This is a genomic window from Polynucleobacter sp. 30F-ANTBAC, assembly GCF_018882385.1.
In the GTDB taxonomy this organism is placed as follows: Bacteria; Pseudomonadota; Gammaproteobacteria; order Burkholderiales; family Burkholderiaceae; genus Polynucleobacter.
In genome coordinates this window covers 735,009-756,731 of record NZ_JACVON010000001.1, presented here as the reverse complement: position 1 = coordinate 756,731, position 21,723 = coordinate 735,009, and the positions used below count along the sequence as shown (strand labels likewise).

The following is a 21,723-nucleotide window of genomic DNA, read 5'->3' as shown; positions in this document are numbered from 1 at the left end:
GCACCGGTGTAGGTTACGATTCAGGTTATGGACTCAAATAGTATCAATATTAGTACTCAAACAGCGCTCAAACGCATCCTTAGATATGCCATCCCTCATAAGGTGGCTGTGGTGCTGGCGCTGGTGGGTTTGGCCATTGTGGCAGCCTCTGAGACCGCCATTCCAGCCCTCCTAAAGCCTTTATTGGATCGTGGCTTCACGGGGCAGCTTGATAACAAGTTATGGCATGTTCCTGCTTTTTTGGTGGGTTTGGCATTTATTCGTGGTTTTGCTCAATTTGGCTCTAATTACGCACTTAGCCATATCACCAACTCGGTCTTATTTAAATTACGCGAGCAAATGTTCAATCGTTTGCTTCAGGCGCCTGCTGATTTATTCCAAAATCGTTCGGCAGCGTCTTTAATTAATGCAGTTGTATTTGAGGTCAATGCTGTTTTGCAGGTCATTACAAGCATTGCCATGAACTTGGTCAGAGATAGTCTGACCGTCATTGGTTTGATGGCTTATCTTTTTTATCTTAATTGGCGTTTAACTTTATTGATTTTGATTATTTTCCCAATCATTGGTTTTATGGTGAAGTTGATTAATACACGTTTACGCAAGTTGCATAAAGTCAGTCAAGACATGACCAATGAACTTTCTTATGTCGTTGAAGAGAGCGTGGGAGGATACAAAGTTGTCAAGTTGCATGGAGGAGAAGTTTATGAGAAGCAACGCTTTGCTTTGATTGCTGATAAGTTACGTCGCTACTCGATGAAGATTGCAGTGGCAGGGGGACTTAACCAACCTCTGACCCAGTTTGTTGCTTCGATTGCTTTATCGGGCGTTCTCTTGGTGGCTTTATTCCAATCTTCTATGGCTGAAACAACTGTTGGTGGTTTTGTGGCTTTTGTGACAGCACTCATTTTGATCATTTCACCACTTAAGCATTTGGCCGATCTAAACCAACCGCTGCAACGAGGTATTGCAGCAGCAGATATGATTTTTAAGCTCATGGATCAGCCCATTGAGGAAGATCAGACTCGCCAATCTGCAGCTACTAGAATGACTAAGGTAAAAGGTGATCTGGAGTTCAAGCAAGTGCAATTTGCTTACCAGGGCATGGCAAGCTTAAATCCAGCTGATGGTTTGGTAACAAAAGAAGTTTTAAAGAATATTGATTTAAAAATACCAGCAGGTGAAGTAGTGGCGTTTGTTGGCCCTTCAGGCAGCGGTAAATCAACCTTGGTTAACTTATTACCTCGCTTCTTTAACCCAACGTCGGGATCCATTTGTTTAGATGGTGTGGATATACAAGATATTGATCTGAGGGATCTTCGTCAGCAAATGGCATTTGTGAGTCAGGATGTTGTTTTGTTCAATGACACGATTGCTGCTAACGTCGCTTATGGCGTAAAAACTCCTGAAGAGATTGACCGTGGCTTGGTTCATGAAGCATTGCAAGCAGCTAACTTGTCTGAGTTAATTAAAGAGTTGCCAGAGGGTATTGACGCCCAGGTGGGGGATAACGGCAATCGCTTGTCCGGTGGTCAGCGTCAGCGTTTGGCGATTGCGAGAGCGATTTATAAAAATGCACCGATCTTAATCTTAGATGAAGCCACCTCGGCTTTGGATTCGGAATCAGAACGTCAAGTCCAAGAAGCTCTGGAGACCTTGATGCAAGGTCGTACGACGTTGATGATTGCTCATCGTTTATCCACGATTGAGAACGCTAATCGAATTGTGGTGTTAGACCATGGCAAGATTGTTGAGAATGGCTCACACGCCGAGTTGATGGCTCAAAACGGCCTTTACGCGAGTTTGCATCGATTGCAGTTCTCGCATGCTTAATGAGTAAAATTCTTGGCAAGCATAGCTAAGTAGGCTTCAAATCAAACTGAATTTTTTTACCAAGAGCAACAGCAGCGCTTGCTAGTGTTGCTAGAGTTAAACTGGTATCAGTTTGATCCAAGAGTCTGTTTAAGGCAGCTCTACTGGTTTTCATTTTTTTCGCCAAGGAGCTTTTTGTTAGATTTTGAGCAATCATGGCTTGTTCGATTTGCCAGGCGATCACTCTTTTAACAGCAATTGCTGTTGCCTCATGAAGCATATCTTCCTCAATAAGCAAATCATCTAGACGACTACCGATATTTTTTTTATTCATTTTCGACCTCTCAATACTTTTAATCTATCCATTGCAATCTTGATATCTTGCTTAGGAGTTTTTTGTTGTTTCTTAATAAAACCATGAACCAAGATAATTAACTTAGGCTGAGTTACAAACAAAACACGCGCAATTCTTGATTCAAGATTAGATCTAATCTCCCAAATATCTTTTTCTAAGTGACGAACTAATGGCATTCCAATTGGCCAACCATACTGAACAGTTTTAATATCTGTTCCGATAGTTCTTCTCTCATTCACATCAAGAGACTTTAGCCAATCACGTACAGGCTCAGCTCCATTATTGGATCTGAAAAAAATACATCTAAAAGTGGGGTAATAGGCATGCATTAGTGTACCATTTTTGATACACAAAGATAAAACTTTTAACTCAAAACAATATCGTATTGCTCTTGGTTAAAGCTTGACTCCGCTTGTAGTCGAATTGGTTTTTCAATGAAATCAATCAACTGTGCAATATGACCGCTTTCTTCTTCTAAGAAGCGGTCAATGACGTCAGCGCTTGCAATGATTCTAAATTCTTTCGGGTTGAACTGACGGTGCTCTCTCAGCACCTCTCTTAAGATTTCATAACAAATACTTTGAGCCGTTTTAACTTGACCCTTGCCTTGGCAAACTTCACAAGGTTCACAGAGTAAGTGAGCCAAGGACTCTCGGGTCCTTTTGCGGGTCATTTCAACCAAGCCTAAAGAGGAAAAAGGATTGATAGAAGTTTTAGTTCGGTCGCGACTTAAGTTTTTGCCAAGCTCTTCTAACACCGCTTGTTGGTGTTCGGAGCTGTGCATATCAATAAAGTCAATGATGATGATGCCGCCTAGATTTCGTAAGCGCAGTTGGCGAGCAATCGTTTGAGCAGCCTCTAAATTGGTTTTATAGATCGTGTCATCAAATTTTTTAGCGCCTACATAGCTGCCGGTGTTCACATCAATGGTTGTCATCGATTCTGTTTGATCAATCATCAAATATCCACCGGACTTGAGATCAACTCGACGACCTAAGGCGCGATTGATTTCTGACTCGGTGTCATACAAGTCAAACAAAGGTCTTTCGCCACGATATAAAGTGAGCTTCTCTAGCTGGTTGGGCATGAAGTATTTAGCAAACTCTTTTAATTTTTCAAGGTTCTCTAAAGAGTCAATTCTGATTTGGCCCGTGGCATCAGTGGCGAGATCTCGTAAGACGCGCTCGGATAAGCTGAGGTCTTGATGAAGCAGGCTGGGTGCTGGCAAACGAAGACTATGGTCTTTGATCTTTTTCCAAGTGGCACCAAGATAAGTAAGGTCATTTAAGAGTTCTTGATTATCAGCATCTTCAGCACTAGTTCTTAAGATATAGCTGCCTTGTTCGCCATCAGGCAGCATGGCTTGAAAGCGTTGCTTGAGAGCGTCACGATCTTCTTGATTTTCAATCTTCTGAGAGATGCCGATTTGATTGCCATTGTCTTCTTGTGGCAGATAAACCAAATTACGACCAGCAATACTGATGTGAGTGCTTAAGCGTGCACCTTTGGTACCCAATGGATCTTTTAAAACTTGAACCAAAATGGTTTGCCCATCAAATACCAGTTTTTCAATCGGGGTATTGTCAGATTTGGAGTTTTTAGGCATCCAAAGATCTGCTACATGTAAAAAAGCAGCTTTATCGAGGCCAATGTCTATAAACGCTGATTGCATGCCAGGAAGAACACGAGTGACTTTGCCTAAGTAGACATTACCAACAATGCCTCGGCTTTGACTGCGCTCAATATGAAGCTCTTGCACCATCCCTTGCTGAATGAGTGCAACCCTGGTTTCTTGAGGGGTGATGTTAACGAGTATTTCTTCAGTCATGGCGCAATAAATTAGGTGATCAACGAGAGGTATGCAGTGCAAACTGCACATCCGCTTTTTGCAGCAATTGGGCTGTTTCAAAAACCGGTAGCCCCATAATACCGCTGAAGCTGCCTTGGATGTTTTCAATGAAACAAGCGGCCACCCCTTGGATGCCGTAAGCGCCTGCTTTACCCATTGGTTCACCGCTTGCAATATAGGTGGCTATGAGATCTTCATCCAGCGTTTTAAACCTGACCTCTGAGCTAGAAACTGCTAATAAAGGCATCGGATGGCTAAGGCTATCGTTTATTTGCATAGCAATAGCTGTATGAACCTGATGTGTTTGACCGCTCAACAGGCGAAGGATGCGTTGGGCATCTTCCGGGCCTTCCGGTTTACCCAAGATACTTTCTTGTCCATTGAGGCTAATAGCTACAGTTGTGTCCGCGCACAAGATTGGAGCCCATGGGAGTTGGCGTTGATTTAATCGTTGGTGTGCGGCTTCTAGTTTGGCTAAGGTGACCCTCTTGACATAATCTAGAGCGGGTTCATTTGACATGGTTGATTCAAGTGCCTCTGCATCTTCATCAGCTCCAGGAAGTAATAGCTCAAAATGAACGCCGATTTGTTGGAGCAGTTCCTGACGTCTTGGACTTTGTGAGGCAAGGTAAATAAAGGGCTGCATGCTGGCTTAACTAGTTAGTGAGTCGCTCATTAAACGCGATGATAGGGGTGACCTTGTATGACCGTCCAGGCTCGGTAGAGTTGCTCTACTAAGATCACTCTGGCCATGGCGTGAGGCAATGTCATGCTAGAAAGACGTAGCATGGATTGAGCTTCTTTTTTCAGCTCTGGATCAAGGCCATCAGCTCCGCCAATCAGCAAAACAATATCTTTACCATTTTGGCGCCAATCACTCATTTGATTAGCTAGATCTTGTGTTGAGACATCCTTGCCGCGTTCATCCAGCGCAATGATGTGGCAACCCTTTGGGATCGCCTCGCGTATCTTGACCGCTTCTTTAGCGGGATTGAGATCCGGTTTCAGTTCTTTGATATGGATAGCGCAGTCGGCTGGCATGCGCTTGACGTAATCTTGGGTCGCTGTTTCAGCCCAGGCAGGCATTTTGTGACCTACAGCGATGACCCAAAGTTTCATAAATTCAAAAAATAATTAAAGCAATTACTCTTCGTCGTCTTCAGGTTCGCTTGCAAAGCGCTTGGATGTCTTGGCGCCACCATTAAGGGTCACGCGAACAGGCTTGCTACCCCAAATACCCTCTAATTGATAATAAGAGCGCAGCATTGGTTGAAGAATGTGAACCACGATATCACCGCAATCCACTAAAACCCATTCGCCTGTTTCTAAACCTTCAACAGAAATAACATCGCCACCTTTTTCTTTAACGGATTCTTTAACCGACATCGCTAAAGATTTAGTTTGGCGGTTACTGCTACCGGTTGCGATGATCACGCGATCAAATAACTCGCTGAGTTTGGTCGTGTCATAGACGCGGATATCTTGAGCTTTAACATCCTCAAGGGCATCAACTATCGTGCGTTGTAATTTGCGAAGATCCATTATGTATTTCTATAAAGACCTTTAGCTTCGATGTACTCGAGTACTAAAGGGGGTATTGCATCTGCCAGTTCATCCCACGAGGTTTGGTTGTAAAAACCATCACGTAGGTTGCTAGACGCAAGATTAATCTGCAAGTTTTGATCAAACAAAACATGTCCGTATGGGTTCAATTGTAACAATTGAGGATTTTCTGTCCTTTTATCTGCAAAAAGACCTTCTTTAACACCCTCAGCATTGACTGCAAAAGAGCTTGGATCCTCAGTTGGGCGGCTCGCAACAGCCAAATGAACGTATTTAGGTAACTCTGGCCATTGGTGCCATGTTTTCAGATTGAACCAACTATCTTGACCCATTAACCAGGTGATCGAGGCATCAGGGCCATAAAGAGCTCTGATTTCTTTAGCCGTATCAATCGAATAACTTGGACCTTCTCTGGCCATTTCTAGGGTACTGATTTCAATTTTTGTATAAATGTGATGATCGACAAATAAATCATGCAGAGTTTCAATGGCATATTCACTCATGGCTAAACGGTCTTTAGCTGGTGTGATGTCAGAGCCTTTTTGCCAAGGTTGCCCCGCAGGCATCCAAATAATATGGTCGAGTTGCAAAATACGAGAGAAGTGTTCCGCTAAGCGAAGATGTCCCCAATGCGGCGGATCAAATGTACCACCCAAAATACCAATCGATTTCCGTTTTTTAATATCGCTCACGGATGGATCCAATCTTTTGGTTTCAAGAAGTCGCTATAAAGACGTGCTTCAGGACTATTAGCTTCTGGCTTCCAGTCATAACCCCAACGAACAATAGGGGGCATCGACATTAAGATGGACTCCGTTCGACCGCCTGATTGCAAGCCGAATAACGTACCTCGATCAAATACCAAATTAAATTCAACATAACGACCACGACGGTAAGCTTGGAACTCTCTTTGAGATTCTGTGTAGGGATCGTTTTGGTGTTTTTTGACAATTGGCAAATAGGCATCTAAAAAAGCATCGCCGACAGAGCGAGTCATTTCGAAACTCTTATCAAAGCCTAAATCACTAAAGTCATCATAGAAAATGCCACCAATGCCACGCGGTTCATCACGATGTTTTAAATAGAAGTACTCGTCACACCATTTTTTAAAACGTGGGTGCAACGTAGGATCAAATCGATCCAGTGAATCTTTGCAGGTTTGATGAAAGTGTTGGCAATCGGTCGCGTCGCCATAGTAAGGTGTTAAGTCCATGCCGCCACCAAACCACCAAACAGGATCCTTGCCTTCTGATTGAGCAATGAAGCAACGCACATTCATGTGCACTGTGGGGATGTGTGGGTTGCGTGGATGAAATACTAGCGATACGCCCATAGCTTCAAATGAGCGACCCGCTAATTCTGGGCGGTGAGCCGTCGCTGAAGGTGGCATGGAGTTACCCAAGACGTGAGAAAAACCAACTCCACCACGCTCCAAGATATTGCCGTTCTCTAGGATGCGTGAACGACCATTGCCCTGGAGTTTGGCATCCGATGGTTTTGTCCAAGAATCTTCGACAAAGCTTTGTCCATCCAGTTCGCCCATAGCCAAAGTGATGCGATCTTGTAGTCCTAGAAAGTAATCACGCAAAATTTTCGTATCAATAGTTTTTGACATATTAAAGTGCTCTGTATCCAATATCACGTCGGAATTGCGCGCCATCAAATTTAATTTGATCGACAATGGCATACGCTTTTTGTTGTGCACCGCGAGTAGTGTGATCTAAACCAACCACGCAAAGAACTCGTCCACCAGACGTCTTTAATTGATCGCGATCCATCGTGGTGCCAGCATGGAATGTCACATGATCAGGACCGTCTGCAGGGATCCCAGAAATAACATCCCCTTTGCGAGGTGTTTCAGGGTAGTTATGAGCAGCCATAACTACGCCAAGAGCAATCCTTGGGTCCCAGTCTAGTTCCACCTCATTCAACTTGCCATCTACAGCGGCATCCAGGGCGACTAAAAAATCGCTGCGTAAGCGCGACATGATCGGTTGTGTTTCTGGGTCACCCATGCGGCAATTAAATTCTAAAGTTTTGGCTTTGCCAGATTCATCAATCATTAAGCCTGCGTATAAGAAGCCCGTAAATGGAATGCCATCTGCAGCCATTCCTTTAACGGTTGGCATGATGATTTCTCGCAAAGCGCGAGCATGAATTTCTGGAGTGACAACGGGTGCAGGGGAGTAGGCACCCATGCCACCCGTGTTAGGACCAAGATCTGCATCGAGTAAACGCTTGTGATCTTGACTGGTCGCGAGTGCTAAAACGTTATGACCATCTACCATCACAATGAAGCTCGCTTCTTCACCACGCAAAAATTCTTCAATCACCACGCGTGCGCCAGCATCGCCCAACTTGTTGTCAGATAGCATCATGTCAATGGCGCCGTGAGCTTCTTGTAGAGTCATTGCCACCACCACGCCTTTGCCAGCAGCCAAGCCATCCGCTTTAATGACAATCGGTGCGCCCTTGGCATCAATATAAGCATGAGCTTCTTTGATGTCAGAGAAAGTTTGATATTCCGCAGTTGGAATGTTGTGACGTTTCATGAATGCTTTAGCAAAGTCTTTAGAAGACTCGAGCTGAGCAGCTTTTTGTGTTGGACCAAACACACGTAAATTTTTAGCTCTAAAAATATCAACGATACCGCCAGCTAAAGGAGCCTCGGGACCTACCACCGTCATGTAGATTTTTTGTTCTTCAGCGAACTTGGCTAGCTCGTGTAAATCAGTCATGGGAAGATTTTCAATGCCCATGTTCTTTGCAGCTGCTGTTGCCGTGCCGCCATTACCAGGAGCAACAAATACTTTTTGCACTTTAGGTGATTGAGATAGTTTCCATGCTAGTGCATGTTCACGACCGCCTGAGCCAATAACTAGGATATTCATATTTTTTCGCTTATTTGAATTTGAACTTGAATCTGTTTTTAATTTTTTAAAAAGATAAGGGCAATATCTTTTAACTATTCCATCGATGCATTGGTAAAAACTTCTTGCACATCATCGAGAGACTCGAGGGCATCCAAAAGTTTTTGCATTTTTTCAGCATCGTCACCCGTTAACTCTGACTCGGCATCAGGACGCATGGTAACTTCGCCTAACTCTGGTGTAAAACCTTTGGCGATCAAGATATCTTTGATAGCAGCAAACTCGTAAGCAGGTGTGATCACTTCAATCGAGCCATCTTCCTGAGGAACCACGTCATCAGCGCCGGCTTCCAACGCTGCTTCCATGAGAGCATCTTCTGAGGTGCCCGGTGCAAAAAACATGCGACCACAGTGTTTGAATAAAAAAGCAACCGAACCATCTGTGCCTAGATTGCCGCCGTGTTTGGTGAAGGCATGACGAACTTCTGCAACCGTGCGGGTCCGGTTATCGGTTAATGCATCCACAATGACTGCTGCACCATTTAAACCATAACCTTCGTAACGTATTTCTTCGTAGTTCACACCTTCTAAAGAGCCGGTGCCTCGTTGGATGGCGCGCTGCACGTTGTCATTGGGCATGTTGGAATCTTTGGCTTTATCAATGGCCAAACGCAAGCGTGGGTTGGTTGCGATATCTCCGCCACCCATTTTGGCGGCTACCGTAATTTCTCTGATCAACTTGGTCCAGATTTTTCCTCGCTTTTCGTCTTGTCGACCTTTGCGATGTTGAATATTGGCCCATTTGGAATGACCAGCCATACGTACTCCCGTGGATAACTTTTTTGAAAGAATTGCTATATATTTAGCTAAGACCGTAATTTTAGGCAAAATGAAGCTGAAATACCTAAAAACACAAAAAAATTGAATAAAAACTGGGGTATTAAGCCCAAATTAACAAAAATCAAAAGGTACAGGAGACAAAATGAGCACGATTAAAGCCAAAGCTATCAAAATGGTTGAAGTGGGCGGCCCAGAGGTCATGCATTGGGTGGATGTCGAGGTGGGTGAGCCAGGGCCTCAAGAGGTTCGTATCAAGCATCACGCTGTTGGATTGAACTACATCGATGTTTACTTCCGTAAAGGTGTTTATCCGCAACCCTTACCTGGTGCTTTGGGTATGGAAGCTGCTGGTGTGATTGAGGCAGTGGGTTCTGAAGTGAAGCATCTTCAAGTGGGTGACCGTGTTGCCTACGCTGGCAAGCCAGCAGGTGCTTATAGTCAAATTCGTGTGATGCCTGCTGAAACGGTTGTGAAGTTACCAGACGGTATTTCTTTTGAACAAGCCGCTGCCATGATGTTGCAGGGCTTAACTGTTCAGTACTTGGTGACAGACAGTTACCCAGTGAAAGCCGGAGATACAGTTTTGTTTCATGCGGCAGCCGGTGGTGTTGGCTTAATTGCCTGTCAATGGTTGAAATTATTGGGTGCCACTGTGATTGGTACAGTGGGCTCTGAAGAAAAAGCAGCTTTAGCTAAAGCGCATGGTTGCGATCACACCATTCTTTATAAATCCGAAGACTTTGTGAAACGTACTCGTGAGTTAACAGGTGGTAAGGGAGTTCATGTGGTTTATGACTCGATTGGTCAAGACACATTCATGCAATCATTGGATTGTTTGCGTCCTCGTGGCACGATGGTGACTTACGGCAATGCTTCTGGTCCGGTTGCACCTGTGGATGTCAGCATCTTAGGTGGCAAAGGTTCATTGAAGTTAACACGACCAACGGTGATGACTTATGTTCATGATAGAAGCTTATTGGAGCCGATGGCAGCCGATCTATTTGAAAAAGTTCTCAGTGGAAAAATCAAGATTGAAGTCAATCAAACTTACCAATTAGAAAACGTAGCGCAAGCTCATCGCGATCTAGAGGCACGTAAGACGACTGGTTCAACAATCTTGTTGCCTTGGTAATTCAATTCGGAGTAAACAAATGAGCACCATTGCATTTATTGGCTTGGGTAATATGGGTCGACCGATGGTTGGCTATTTGTTAAAGGCTGGGCATCAATTGCGCATCTACGCGCGACGCCCAGAAGTTTTTCAAGGAGAGGCGAAACATTTGATTGACGCAGGTGCTATCGCTTGTGCCTCACCTGCAGAGGCGGCGCAGGGTGCCGATTACATCATCACCAATGTGATGGGGCCGCAGGATGTGGCGCAAGTGTTGCACCTGACCCCTGATTCAGTCATTCAGTCCGCTAAACCAGGAGCCATTTGTATTGACCACAGTACGATTGATCCACAAAGTACCAAAGACATTGCTGCAGTGATGGCGACCAAAGGTATCGGTTACGTGGATGCTCCAGTTAGTGGTGGCGTTAAAGCAGCAACCGAAGGTAGCTTAGTCATGATGTTGGGTGGTACTGATACCGATGTGGCAAAAGTAAAAGAAATTGTTAAAAACTACACGAAGACCATGACACACATTGGTGGCGTTGGTCATGGCCAGGTAGCTAAATTATGTAATCAAATTGCTCAGGTCATCAATATCCAAGGTGTGGCCGAGTCATTGAGGTTTGCTGCGGTGAATGGCGCTGACTTACAAAAAGTATTTGAAGCCATTTCTGGCGGTATGGCAGGTAGCCGTATGTTGGATTTAATGGGTCCGAAGATGGTTGCCAGAGATTTCAAAGCAGGTATTGAAGCCCGTTTGCATGCCAAGGATTTTTTCTTGGTCAAAGATGTTGCCAAGGACGCTGGTATTGACATGCCAGCCTTGCAGACGGTGGCTTCTCAGTTAGGGAAGTTGATGGATGCCGGTTGGGGTCACGACGACACTTCTTCACTTCTTAGAGTACTTGAGGCATAATAGAAGACTTGCAAGATTTTGAAGGGCTGAAAAGTCTTTTAAAACAGGATGCAAGGTGCGCCGTGGTGGTGAAATTGGTAGACACAGGAGACTCAAAATCTCCCGCCCAAAAGGTGTGACGGTTCGAGTCCGTCCCGCGGCACCAAACAACTCTTAAAGACTAAAAGTCCACAACTTCCCATGCTTGCATACCGCCATGCTTTCCATGCTGGCAATCACGCCGATGTTTTAAAGCATTGCGTTCTTCAGCAAGTATTAGCTTATATGAATCAAAAAGACAAGCCGTATTGGGTTATCGATACCCATGCTGGTGCGGGCATGTATTCATTAGCATCCGATTACGCCAATAAAAAATCAGAATATCTCGAAGGTATTGCGCGCTTATGGGACTGTCAGGATTTGCCAAACGTATTGCAAGAGTATGTGGATTTAATTCAGCGCTGCAACGCCAAAGGTGATTGGAGTTTGTACCCTGGCTCCCCTGAGGTGATTCGTCGCTCGATTCGTGCTGATGATCGCATGCGTTTATACGAATTACATCCAACTGATTTTGATATCTTAGAAGAGCACTTTGATCGTGATCGCCAAGCTAAAGTTTTTAAAGGCGATGGCTTTGCTTCTCTGAAAGCTTTATTGCCGCCCCCTACAAGAAGGGCAGTGGTCTTTATGGATCCACCTTACGAGATCAAGTCGGATTACCCCAAGGTGATTGAGGCTCTCTCAGAGGGTCTTAAGAAATTTGCTGAAGGTGTTTATATCGTGTGGTATCCAATACTCACTCGGGGTGATCATGTGTATTTAATTGATCAAATGCGGGAACTTTCAGATAAGACGCTCAATATTTCAATGCTTGTCCAAGAGCCTGATGCACAAGGCTTTGGCATGTTGGGTAGTGGCTTATTTATCATCAATCCACCTTGGATACTTGCGGAAAAAATGCAAGAAGTGATGCCCTACCTCACTGAAAAACTAGCCCAATTTGATGGGGCTAGTTTTGAGATCAGCGCCAATTAAATTTGGTAATCGACGTTTTCACCCGACATCGCTTGGTCGACTAATTTGCGAGTTAATGTGGGAGAGAACAATTCAATAAAGGTATAAACAAAAGAGCGCAAATACGCATTTTGTTTCACCGCAATCTTAGTGACATTGTTACCAAATAAATGCCCCGCTGGAATGACCCGTAGATTGCGATCCCGATCGGCATCATAGGCAACTCCCGCGACAATGCCGATACCCATGCCGGTTTCAACATACGTCTTGATCACGTCAGCATCAATCGCTTCTAAAACAACGTCAGGCTGAAGGTTCTTACTGCTAAATGCTTTATCAATTTTGCTGCGTCCCGCGAAAGCTGGGTCGTACGTGATGATGGGGTATTCAGCCAAGTCCTCTAATGCAATATTCTTTTTGCTAAGCAGGGGGTGATCGGGTTGAACAGCAATCACGTGTTGCCATTGATACCCTGGTAAAGCCAGGAGGCCATCAACGCCAGCGATACCCTCTGTTGCAATTGCGATATCAGCTCGATCGTGGATGAGCATATCGGCTATTTGTTGGGGGCTACCCTGTTGGATGCTAACCCGGACCTTGGGGAAAAGTTTGGTGAATTCCGTTAAAACTTTTGGTAGCGCATAGCGCGCCTGTGTATGAGTTGTGGCAATGACGAAGCTACCTTGATCTTGTGCTGCAAAATCTTTACCAACACGCTTTAAAGTCTCAACTTCCATCAAAATTCTTTCAATAGAAGTTAGTATTCGCTTACCCGGTTCGGTAAGATTTCTAATTCTTTTGCCATGCCGACGAAAAATATCAACACCTAATTCATCCTCTAATTCCAAAATGGCTTTTGAAACGCCAGGCTGTGATGTGAAGAGTGTTTTGGCGGCTTCCGTCAAATTAAAGTTCTGACGCACGGCTTCTCTAACAAATCTAAATTGGTGTAAGTTCATTGTGAATAGCTTCTATATATCTTTATTAATATAAAGAAACCATTCTATATGAAGAAAAATGCAGTTGGGGATTTAAACTTTGGATACCCAGCGAATGCCAAATATGGCCAAAATAAAATATAGCAGTGCAGGTATAGATGCACTTAGGAGGGCGGGCCATTCGCCTAAGAGACCCGCATGAGAAAACAAACTATTAAATAACTGGAAGCTAATGCCCAGCATGATCCCACCAAACACCTTGTATCCAATGCCGCCCGATCTTGTTTGGAGGTAAGCAAATGGTAAGGCCAAAGCTAACATCACCAAAATAGTGAACGGGTAGATCACTTTTTTCCAGAAAGAAATGGCATAGCGCTGATAGTCTTGTTTGTTCTCTTTTAGATGATTGATGTAACTGAATAAATCAATAATGGAGAGGCGGTCAGGTTTAATTAGGAGCGCTCCCAAAAGCTGAGGGCTAACCTCTGTTTCAATCTCTAACTGATCTGATTTTTTGATTTGAGTACTAAAGCTAGGTTCTAGACGATCCGAATTGGTTAACTCTGAAAATCTTGTTTCAGTCACTTTATTTAATTGCCATTGACCATTACCAATGAATTGAACTGTTTCAGCTGTCCTAGTAATTAATAAACGATGATTAGCATCGAACTCATACATTCTGAAGCCTTTGATCGTTTCATTTTTTTCAAGTGAGCCCACGTTGATATAGCGAATACCATCTTGAATAGCCCCCTTGCCATCATTGCCACGCAATTTATCTTTGATCCAGGCGCCCGAGCGGAACTCTAAAACTTCTTTTCCTTGATTGATTGCAGCAAGGCGAACATTTTTTGAGAGGCCTTCCGTAAAGGGACCAACAACTTCGCTCATTAATAAAATTAATAAAGCAATTGGAAATGCGATTTTCATCAAGGTGGCAAGGGCTTTGCCGGTGTCCAATCCGGCAACTCTCAAAATCGTATATTCCGATTGAGCAGCCATGCTGGCCATCACGTAGATACCACCGATTAAACCCGCAATCGGTATGATTTCAACTAATCGGCTGGGCACTCTTAATAGGACTGTTAGAAAGGCCCACAATACTGTGTAGCTGCCGCCCAAGTCACCCATCTCTGCAATGAAGTCAAAGAAAATAAACAAAGACATCAAAGCAAACAAAATAAAAATAAATGCCAGGTAAATTTGTTTGGCTAGATAACGCTCGTATACCAGAGGAAATAACTTATGCCACATTGGAAGCGCCTCCAGGTGTTTTTCGCCCAATCAAACGCTTGAGTCGACCATAGAGAGTAATGGATCTATTTTGTCGATAAAAGATGAACCCTAAACCAATCAATGCACCAATGACATGCAATAGCCAGGAGCCGATCATGAAATCAATTTTTCCAGAGCCTACCCAAGCTTGCATCAGTTTGAGTAAATTGGAGTACGTGAAGTAAATCAGTACCGCCATGATCAGGGCGGTGTAACGACCTCTGCGAGGGTCAATATAGGAAAGCGGGATTGCTATGATGACAAATACCAGCGCCATCAAAGGTAAGCCAAAACGCCAAAGTAACTCACCCAAATGAATGCGATTGGGATCTTTTAGTAATTCCCAAACTGGCAAGAGTTTAGGGCTGTTAATGATCGGGTCAACTACTTTACTATCAAGTTTGACGGTGTAACGATTGAACTCTGTAATGCGGAAATCCGTATTACCAGGGGTGCCCTCATAGCGCCTGCCTGCCTCAAGAATCAAATGCTTTTCACCAGAAGGTTTATTTTCAATGTAGCCTTGTTTGGATACGGCAACGAGCTGACGGTCTTTGCCGAAATCTGTAACAAAAATATTCTTAAACGTATCATCCTGTGGATTCATGCTTTCAATGAAAAACACTCGATTGTTGCCAGAGGATTCTCTAAATTGACCTGGAGCTAACATCGAAATATCGTCACGTTGCTGGAAGCGTTGTTTGATAGTGGCTGATTGCTCGTTGGCCCAGGGTGATAGGAAGATTGAGAGGGCGCCGATGACGATACTTAATGGAATGGTGTAAGAAATGAGCGGCTTAAGAATTGTAAATAAGCTCAAGCCGGCTGTTTGCCAAATCACCATTTCAGAATCTTTGTACCAGCGGGTTAAAACCATTAAAACCGCCACAAAAATAGAAGCAGTCAGCAAAATAGGTAAATAATTGATCATCCCAAGACCAATTAAAACGATGGCATCCTTTGGGTTGGCAGTGCCACTGGCAGCGTTACCGAGCACCCGGATCATGAGGTTGGTCAAAACGAGGGTGACCAAAACCATGAACACCACGCCGATGGTGAAATTCAGTTCTTGTCGAAGGGCTCTTTTAAAGATCATAAAAAGCTAAGCTGGGCGATAATCAAGGGTATTAGTAACTTCCCTTGTGTAAAGGATAAGCATATGGAATGTAGCACGAAAGTATTTGTTGAGGGCGCTTTAGGAATTAAAGCACAGATGAATCAGGCTGTTGGCTGCTTGGTCATTGCTTTTCAGGCAGAAGATATCAAAAATGCCAAAAAGCTATCGGGTCATCTTGGCGCCTTGAATACAGCGACTCACGGCGCTATTGCAAAGGCTATTGATCAAGGTGATTTGGATACCCAGGCTGGCAGTACATTGATGCTCACCTCCACAGATGCTTGGGCTAAATTGGGCTTAAAGGCAGAACGTTTGCTGTTGGTTTGTGCTGGTGAAGAAGCAAAATTACCACCGTCATCAAGTAAGGCGGGGCATTCTTTCTCCAAATGGTTAAGCTCAGGTTTAAGGGCGTTGGTTGGGAGTTCTGCAAAAGATGCGCTATGGGTTTTTACAGCACTACCATCCAAGGATGGTTTGTCGCAGGCACGTTTATTGGTTCAATTAGCCAGAGAGCAACTGTATAAATTTGGGGCAAGGCATCCTCAATTCAAAACCAAGCCGGCAGAAAAGGCACCAAAGCTTAAGAAGCTTTTTGTTGCTAGCAATGCAAAAAACAATAAAGATTTGCAAAAAGCGCTTTCTGAAGGATTGGCTATTTCAAACGGAATGGATCTAACCAAAGATCTTGGTAATTTACCGCCGAATATTTGTACGCCGACTTACCTTGGTCAAACTGCTAAAAAATTAGCAAAGGATTATGGCTTTAAGGTTCAAGTTTTGGGGCGTAAAGAAATTGAAGCTCTCAAAATGGGTGCCTTCTTAGCGGTGACGCAAGGTGCTAAAACACCACCTCAATTCATTGTGATTCAACATCAGGGCGGCTCAGCCAAAGAAGCCCCAACAGTTTTGGTTGGTAAAGGTATTACTTTTGATACAGGTGGCATTTCATTAAAGCCTGGTGAAGGTATGGATGAGATGAAGTACGACATGTGTGGTGCAGCATCTGTGATTGGTACGATGCGCGCTATTGGTGAGTTGAAGTTGAAAAAGAATGTGATTGCAGTGGTGCCGACTTGCGAGAATATGCCATCTGGAGATGCAACCCGTCCAGGCGATATTGTCACGAGCATGTCCGGTCAAACGATTGAGATTCTTAACACCGATGCGGAAGGTCGCTTGATTCTTTGTGATGCGCTCACTTATGTAGAGCGTTTTAAACCGGCTGCCGTGATCGATGTGGCCACTCTCACAGGTGCTTGTGTGATTGCTTTAGGTGGCGTTCACTCCGGCATGTTCTCTGATAACGATGAGTTAGCCGAAAAACTTTTAACCGCTGGCAAGTATTCTCAAGATACTGTTTGGCGTATGCCCTTAGATAGCGCTTATCAAGAGCAGTTGAAATCTAATTTTGCAGATATGGCTAATATCGGTGGCCGACCTGCAGGTAGTGTTACGGCTGCATGTTTCTTGGCAAGATATACGGAAAAGTACACTTGGGCGCATTTAGATATTGCTGGCACCGCTTGGAAGAGTGGCGCTGCTAAAGGTGCTACTGGACGACCAGTACCTTTACTTGTTAATTACTTATTGGCTCAGTAACTTAACTTGATCAGTCATCAACTATTTAAAACAGGATACGTAAAAGCTTATGGCCAGAATTGATTTCCACAGTCAAGTGAACAATAAGCCGCTTTACAGCTGTCGCTTGATCAGAAAAATCATGGCGAGTCATCGTGAAGATTTGCCCATCAGAAATATCGTGGTGGTTGGTTCTCGGGATTTCCTCAAGCAATTGGATGAACAGTTATGGACTTTTGCAGCTGTCGACTTTTTGCCACATGCATGGGGAACTGATGACTTTGCTGCTGAAACACCGGTCGTCTTTGTTGAAAGCTTTGAAGCCAATGAATTGGAGTATTTGCCACACGGTGATGTGCTGATTCATGTGGGTCGTGATTTGCCAAATTCTGTTGAAAATTTAGCAGCTCGCTTTCCAAGAATTGTTGAGATTGTTTCAACAGATGAGGCTGATCGCCAAGCTGGTCGTGAGCGTTACAAAGCGTATCGTGAGCAGGGTCATGATTTACATAACTTTGATCAAACGGGTCAGTAATTAATCCATCCATCAATCAATCAATAAAAAGAAACTAAAAGCCATGGCTATGACCCACCCACAATTTGATCCGATTGCAATTAGCTTAGGCCCATTGGATATCCATTGGTATGGCTTGATGTATTTGATGGCTTTTGGGCAGTTTCTTTTTTTGGGTTATTTGAGATTGAAGCAGGCGTCTGTTGCTCAGGCAGGGTGGAGCTTTAAAGATATCGAGGACTTGTTATTTGCTGGAGTCGTTGGGGTCATCCTGGGTGGTCGTTTGGGCTACATCGTTTTTTACATGCCAGGGCACTACCTGGCAAATCCTCTGGACGTATTACGCGTATGGGAAGGTGGTATGTCTTTCCATGGCGGGTTCATCGGTGTTCTCGTCGCCATGCTTTGGTTTGGTAAGAAAAATAATAGAAGTTTTTTTGAGGTGACTGATTTGATTGCACCGTTGGTGCCATTTGGTCTGGCATTCGGTCGTTTGGGTAACTTCATTAATGGGGAACTCTGGGGGCGTCCAACGGATCTGCCTTGGGCCATGATATTTCCTCAGGCGGGTGACCTATTAACAAGGCACCCCTCTCAGTTATACCAACTACTTGGTGAAGGTCTCTGTCTAGGTGTGGTTCTTTGGTGGTACGCCTCCAAGAAAAGAAGCTTGGGTCAAATCTCAGGTGTGTTCTTAATTGGTTATGGTCTATTGAGATTTTTGGTTGAGTTTGCTCGTGAGCCTGATAGCTTCTTGGGATTACTAAGCTTAGGGTTGTCAATGGGCCAATGGCTTTCTTTACCCATGGTATTTTTTGGTACTTACCTCATCTTTAAAAGGGTTAAATAAGCTAGCTTGATCAACCCAGGCTATTTTTTAAGACTATTAGCCCTACAGAAGGTACGCCCTAAGTGTTTTCCCTTTTTTAGGGTTACCACCTATGTATTCAAAAATGTATACAAAATACATTGATGGCATGTCATTAAAGATTGTTAAAACAGCCCTGTATGTTGAAGTCACTGAGCGCTTACGCTCCATGGTGGCTGGCGGAGTTTTAAAGCCAGGGTCATGGATTGATGAACAAAAACTTTCTGAAGAGCTAGGCGTATCCAGAACGCCATTTCGCGAGGCCATGCGAATCCTCGCTTCTGAAGGAATTCTGAGGATTGAGCCACGTAAGGGATGTTACGTGACGGAATTAACTGACAATGACCTCAATGATATCTTTCCGTTGATGGCCATACTAGAAGGGCGCTGTGCGTATGAAGCCGCAGAAAAAGCTACCGATCAAGCTATTCAATCTTTGGAATCTTTGCACCAGCGTTTAAAAAAATACGCCGATGAAAAAAATATCGATGATTATTACTCCACCAATCGTCAGATACATGAAGCTATACAAAATTTAGCAGGCAATGAGTGGTTAACCAACATGGTCAACGATCTTCGTCGAATTTTGAATCTATCAAGGCACCGTAGTTTGCATCACAAAGGCCGTATCGAAGAATCATGTCAAGAGCACCTTTCTATTTTTTCAGCATTGCGATCAAGAGATGCTGTTGAAGCAGAGAAGCTCATGAAGACGCACATCTTAAGACAGCGTGAAGTATTGAAAATGCTTCAAGACTCAGAATTGTTATCGGCATGATTCTAGATAAACTTCTCAAGGCGAGGCATTACACCAAAACAGTGAATGCCACCAAGCGTTTACTCTCGGAGCGTGGTGAGTCGAATGCAGCAAGTATGGCGAGCGATTTGATTGAAAATTTCAACACCTTAGAAGATGATCAAATTGCTGAGTATTTTCAGTACTTATCCGAAAAATTAAACCCTAGTGCTGCTGATGTTCTAAGTGCGGCTCAAATGTATGCTGCAACACCGAATGCGGATAATTTAATTTGGTTAATGAAGGTGGCTGAGTCACCTCGTCAAGAGTTGCTGAGACGCTTAAATCGCGCCCCCAGTGGCACGAGCATGATTGTCAAAATGCGCCATCATCTTTTGAAACTCTTACCTAAAAAACCGGAATTAAAAGCTGTCGATGCGGATATCCAGCATTTGTTAACGTCATGGTTCAACCCTGGTTTTCTAAAAATGCATCAGGTTGATTGGAAGTCACCAGCGCACATTTTGGAAAAAATTATTCAGCACGAGGCTGTTCATGAAATTGATGGTTGGGATGACTTGCGTCGCCGTCTTCAACCCGATCGTCGATGCTTTTCTTTCTTTCACCCACAACTATCGGATGAACCATTGATATTTGTGGAAGTGGCTTTGTTGCCTGATATTCCAGAGGCTATTGCGCCATTGGTTGATAAAAAAACGGCTGTCATTGAACCAAATCATTACAAATGCGCCATTTTTTACTCGATCAGTAACTGTCAGCCAGGTTTGCGTGGTGTGTCGATGGGCAACTTCTTAATTAAGCGTGTGGCTGAAAGTTTGAAAAAAGAGTTTCCAGGATTGAAAACTTTTTGCACGCTTTCTCCCATACCGGGTTTTATGGAGTGGTTGAGCTCTAGCCAAGAGTTAAGTTCTGAAAATCTAAAGCCTGCGATGTTTGAGAAGTATCAAGAATCAATCAAAGTATTTAATTTGCAAGAAAAGTCATGGAGTGACCGATTGCACGCTGGGTGGCATCCTGATGCTGCCTCAGTAAAAGAAAAAGAAGCACTTATGAGTTTATGTGCTTTTTATTTGATGACGCAGTCATCAAAAAGAGGGGGTAATTCTGTGGCTAAGTTCCATTTAGGTAATGGGGCAAAGCTACACAGAGTTAACTGGGCAGGAGACTTGTCAAAAAAAGGTATTAAGCAATCAGCAGGTTTGATGGTGAATTACCTATATGACTTAGATAACGTGGAAGATAACCACGAGCGTTTTGTGAATGGAGAGATTATTTACTCTAGAGCAGTTTCTCAACTGATCTAAAGATAGTAATTTTTAAAAGTAATTTAACTGGAGTACGAGGAGACAAATAATGAAAAAACCAGTCAATGTAGTAAGTGTTATCGGTGCGGTAACCATGACCTTAGGTCTAGCAGCTCAATCAGGCGCAGTTTTGGCGGATCCTAATTGGCCAAGCAAACCTATTACGATTGTTGTGCCATTCCCAGCGGGTGGTGGTACAGATGCTTTTGCAAGACCTTTATCAGCTCAGCTGACAAAGCAAATGGGCAAGCAGATTGTGATTGATAACCGTGGTGGTGCGGGTGGCACATTAGGAGCGGGAGTTGCTTCAAAAGCAGCACCCGATGGTTATACCTTTTTCATGGGTGGTGCTCACCATGCGATTGCGCCAACCATGTACCCAAAGCTTGACTACGATATTGAAAAGAGTTTTGAGCCGGTGATGTTGCTGGCTTCACCACCTCAAGTAGTGGTGATTAATCCTCAAAAAGTACCGGTTACAGATTTAAAAGGTTTGATTGAGTATGCAAAGAAAAATCCAGGTAAATTAAATTACGGTAGTGCTGGTAACGGTAGTTCCCATCACTTGGCTGGTGAACTATTCAAAATGCAAACCAAAACTTTTATCACTCACATTCCTTACCGTGGTGCAGGTCCAGCTTTATCTGATTTGATCGCGGGTCAAGTTGATCTGATGTTTGATGGTTTGGGTTCTTCAGCCCAACACATCAAAGGCGGACGCATCAAGGCGCTTGCAGTAGCTTCTAACAAGCGTTCAGCTGCTTTCCCTGATGTGCCAACAGCTGCTGAAGCCGGTGTGCCAGGTTATAACGTTAGTACGTGGTATGGCCTATGGGCTCCAAAGGGAACACCTAAGCCAGTCATTGATAAAATGATTGCTGAAGTGACAAAAGCCTTAAATGGCCCTGAGCTGAAAAAATCATGGACGAATAACGGTTCTGAGACACCTAATCTAACAGGTGAGGCATACGGTAAATTTGTCTCTTCTGAAATCAAGCGTTGGGCTGATGTTGCAAAAGCCTCTGGCGCAAAGATGGATTAATAGGCGGTTGACCCATTAAGCG

The 21,723-nt window shown here is 43.9% G+C and carries 23 protein-coding genes and 1 tRNA gene; 11 read left to right on the top strand and 13 right to left on the bottom strand.

The annotated features are described in order from the left end of the window. Window positions 1–27: 27 nt before the first annotated feature. Window positions 28–1,830 carry a lipid A export permease/ATP-binding protein MsbA gene (gene msbA, locus ICN28_RS03425; RefSeq protein WP_216286227.1) on the top strand — a complete coding sequence of 601 codons (1,803 nt, stop codon included), beginning with the start codon at window positions 28–30 and terminating at the stop codon, window positions 1,828–1,830. A gap of 25 nt (window positions 1,831–1,855) precedes the next feature. Here the strand turns inward: msbA and ICN28_RS03420 are convergent, their stop codons facing one another. The 10 genes from ICN28_RS03420 to ICN28_RS03375 all read right to left on the bottom strand — a co-directional run bounded on the left by ICN28_RS03420 (window position 1,856) and on the right by ICN28_RS03375 (window position 9,264). Continuing rightward, window positions 1,856–2,143, bottom strand: coding sequence for a helix-turn-helix domain-containing protein (locus tag ICN28_RS03420; RefSeq protein WP_216286225.1), 288 nt, complete (start codon window positions 2,141–2,143; stop codon window positions 1,856–1,858). Continuing rightward, on the bottom strand, window positions 2,140–2,493 hold the full coding sequence (locus tag ICN28_RS03415; protein WP_216286223.1) for a type II toxin-antitoxin system RelE/ParE family toxin: 354 nt from the start codon (window positions 2,491–2,493) through the stop codon (window positions 2,140–2,142). Before ICN28_RS03415 ends, ICN28_RS03420 begins: the two co-directional genes overlap by 4 nt. Before the next feature lie 35 nt (window positions 2,494–2,528). Then, the gene (gene rng / locus ICN28_RS03410; protein WP_216286221.1) at window positions 2,529–3,992 is read right to left on the bottom strand and encodes a ribonuclease G; all 1,464 of its coding nucleotides are present in this window, start codon (window positions 3,990–3,992) and stop codon (window positions 2,529–2,531) included. A gap of 19 nt (window positions 3,993–4,011) precedes the next feature. After that, window positions 4,012–4,659: a nucleoside triphosphate pyrophosphatase gene (locus ICN28_RS03405; RefSeq protein ID WP_216286219.1), complete on the bottom strand. Its 648-nt coding sequence runs from the start codon at window positions 4,657–4,659 to the stop codon at window positions 4,012–4,014. 29 nt (window positions 4,660–4,688) lie between these two features. Continuing rightward, a complete protein-coding gene (gene rlmH, locus ICN28_RS03400) occupies window positions 4,689–5,132 on the bottom strand; it encodes a 23S rRNA (pseudouridine(1915)-N(3))-methyltransferase RlmH (RefSeq protein WP_216286217.1) in 444 nt (147 codons plus the stop codon). Window positions 5,133–5,156: 24 nt separating this feature from the next. Then, window positions 5,157–5,555: a ribosome silencing factor gene (gene rsfS / locus ICN28_RS03395; RefSeq protein ID WP_216286215.1), complete on the bottom strand. Its 399-nt coding sequence runs from the start codon at window positions 5,553–5,555 to the stop codon at window positions 5,157–5,159. Further along, window positions 5,555–6,268, bottom strand: a complete 714-nt coding sequence (nadD, locus tag ICN28_RS03390; protein WP_216286213.1) for a nicotinate (nicotinamide) nucleotide adenylyltransferase — start codon at window positions 6,266–6,268, stop codon at window positions 5,555–5,557. Before nadD ends, rsfS begins: the two co-directional genes overlap by 1 nt. Next, complete coding sequence (gene hemF, locus ICN28_RS03385; RefSeq protein ID WP_216286212.1) at window positions 6,265–7,191, bottom strand: oxygen-dependent coproporphyrinogen oxidase; 927 nt, start codon at window positions 7,189–7,191, stop codon at window positions 6,265–6,267. Before hemF ends, nadD begins: the two co-directional genes overlap by 4 nt. Window position 7,192: 1 nt before the next feature. Beyond that, window positions 7,193–8,467: a phosphoribosylamine--glycine ligase gene (purD, locus tag ICN28_RS03380; protein WP_216286211.1), complete on the bottom strand. Its 1,275-nt coding sequence runs from the start codon at window positions 8,465–8,467 to the stop codon at window positions 7,193–7,195. 74 nt (window positions 8,468–8,541) lie between these two features. After that, the gene (locus ICN28_RS03375) at window positions 8,542–9,264 is read right to left on the bottom strand and encodes a YebC/PmpR family DNA-binding transcriptional regulator (RefSeq protein ID WP_216286210.1); all 723 of its coding nucleotides are present in this window, start codon (window positions 9,262–9,264) and stop codon (window positions 8,542–8,544) included. A 163-nt stretch (window positions 9,265–9,427) separates the two neighbouring features. On the opposite strand from ICN28_RS03375, the gene ICN28_RS03370 reads away from it, so the two are divergent. From ICN28_RS03370 to ICN28_RS03355, 4 genes are all read left to right on the top strand, one after another. Further along, a complete protein-coding gene (locus ICN28_RS03370; RefSeq protein ID WP_216286209.1) occupies window positions 9,428–10,417 on the top strand; it encodes a quinone oxidoreductase in 990 nt (329 codons plus the stop codon). A gap of 19 nt (window positions 10,418–10,436) precedes the next feature. Continuing rightward, window positions 10,437–11,315 (top strand): NAD(P)-dependent oxidoreductase, encoded by an 879-nt coding sequence (locus tag ICN28_RS03365; protein ID WP_216286208.1) that lies wholly within the window; start codon window positions 10,437–10,439, stop codon window positions 11,313–11,315. Window positions 11,316–11,374: 59 nt separating this feature from the next. Then, window positions 11,375–11,460: transfer RNA gene (locus tag ICN28_RS03360), tRNA-Leu, on the top strand. 35 nt (window positions 11,461–11,495) lie between these two features. Beyond that, window positions 11,496–12,329: a 23S rRNA (adenine(2030)-N(6))-methyltransferase RlmJ gene (locus tag ICN28_RS03355; protein ID WP_216286207.1), complete on the top strand. Its 834-nt coding sequence runs from the start codon at window positions 11,496–11,498 to the stop codon at window positions 12,327–12,329. On the opposite strand, the gene ICN28_RS03350 is transcribed toward ICN28_RS03355, so the two are convergent. The 3 genes from ICN28_RS03350 to lptF all read right to left on the bottom strand — a co-directional run bounded on the left by ICN28_RS03350 (window position 12,326) and on the right by lptF (window position 15,617). Next, on the bottom strand, window positions 12,326–13,267 hold the full coding sequence (locus ICN28_RS03350; RefSeq protein WP_216286206.1) for a CysB family HTH-type transcriptional regulator: 942 nt from the start codon (window positions 13,265–13,267) through the stop codon (window positions 12,326–12,328). The genes ICN28_RS03355 and ICN28_RS03350 overlap by 4 nt on opposite strands. A gap of 72 nt (window positions 13,268–13,339) precedes the next feature. After that, window positions 13,340–14,500, bottom strand: coding sequence for an LPS export ABC transporter permease LptG (lptG, locus tag ICN28_RS03345; RefSeq protein ID WP_216286205.1), 1,161 nt, complete (start codon window positions 14,498–14,500; stop codon window positions 13,340–13,342). Beyond that, window positions 14,490–15,617, bottom strand: coding sequence for an LPS export ABC transporter permease LptF (gene lptF / locus ICN28_RS03340; protein ID WP_216286203.1), 1,128 nt, complete (start codon window positions 15,615–15,617; stop codon window positions 14,490–14,492). The genes lptG and lptF overlap by 11 nt, the downstream gene beginning before the upstream one ends. Before the next feature lie 63 nt (window positions 15,618–15,680). Between lptF and ICN28_RS03335 the strand changes: the two genes are divergently transcribed. The 6 genes from ICN28_RS03335 to ICN28_RS03310 all read left to right on the top strand — a co-directional run bounded on the left by ICN28_RS03335 (window position 15,681) and on the right by ICN28_RS03310 (window position 21,701). Further along, window positions 15,681–17,237 carry a leucyl aminopeptidase gene (locus ICN28_RS03335; RefSeq protein ID WP_370626433.1) on the top strand — a complete coding sequence of 519 codons (1,557 nt, stop codon included), beginning with the start codon at window positions 15,681–15,683 and terminating at the stop codon, window positions 17,235–17,237. A gap of 49 nt (window positions 17,238–17,286) precedes the next feature. Next, window positions 17,287–17,751: a DNA polymerase III subunit chi gene (locus ICN28_RS03330; RefSeq protein ID WP_216286200.1), complete on the top strand. Its 465-nt coding sequence runs from the start codon at window positions 17,287–17,289 to the stop codon at window positions 17,749–17,751. Between the two features lie 43 nt (window positions 17,752–17,794). Further along, entirely contained in the window at window positions 17,795–18,580 is a 786-nt protein-coding gene (lgt, locus tag ICN28_RS03325; protein WP_255536098.1) for a prolipoprotein diacylglyceryl transferase, read from the top strand. A gap of 91 nt (window positions 18,581–18,671) precedes the next feature. Next, the gene (locus tag ICN28_RS03320; protein ID WP_255536097.1) at window positions 18,672–19,376 is read left to right on the top strand and encodes a GntR family transcriptional regulator; all 705 of its coding nucleotides are present in this window, start codon (window positions 18,672–18,674) and stop codon (window positions 19,374–19,376) included. Further along, a complete protein-coding gene (locus tag ICN28_RS03315; protein ID WP_216862358.1) occupies window positions 19,373–20,659 on the top strand; it encodes a malonyl-CoA decarboxylase in 1,287 nt (428 codons plus the stop codon). Before ICN28_RS03320 ends, ICN28_RS03315 begins: the two co-directional genes overlap by 4 nt. Before the next feature lie 49 nt (window positions 20,660–20,708). Continuing rightward, entirely contained in the window at window positions 20,709–21,701 is a 993-nt protein-coding gene (locus tag ICN28_RS03310) for a tripartite tricarboxylate transporter substrate binding protein (protein ID WP_216286199.1), read from the top strand. Window positions 21,702–21,723: the final 22 nt, after the last annotated feature.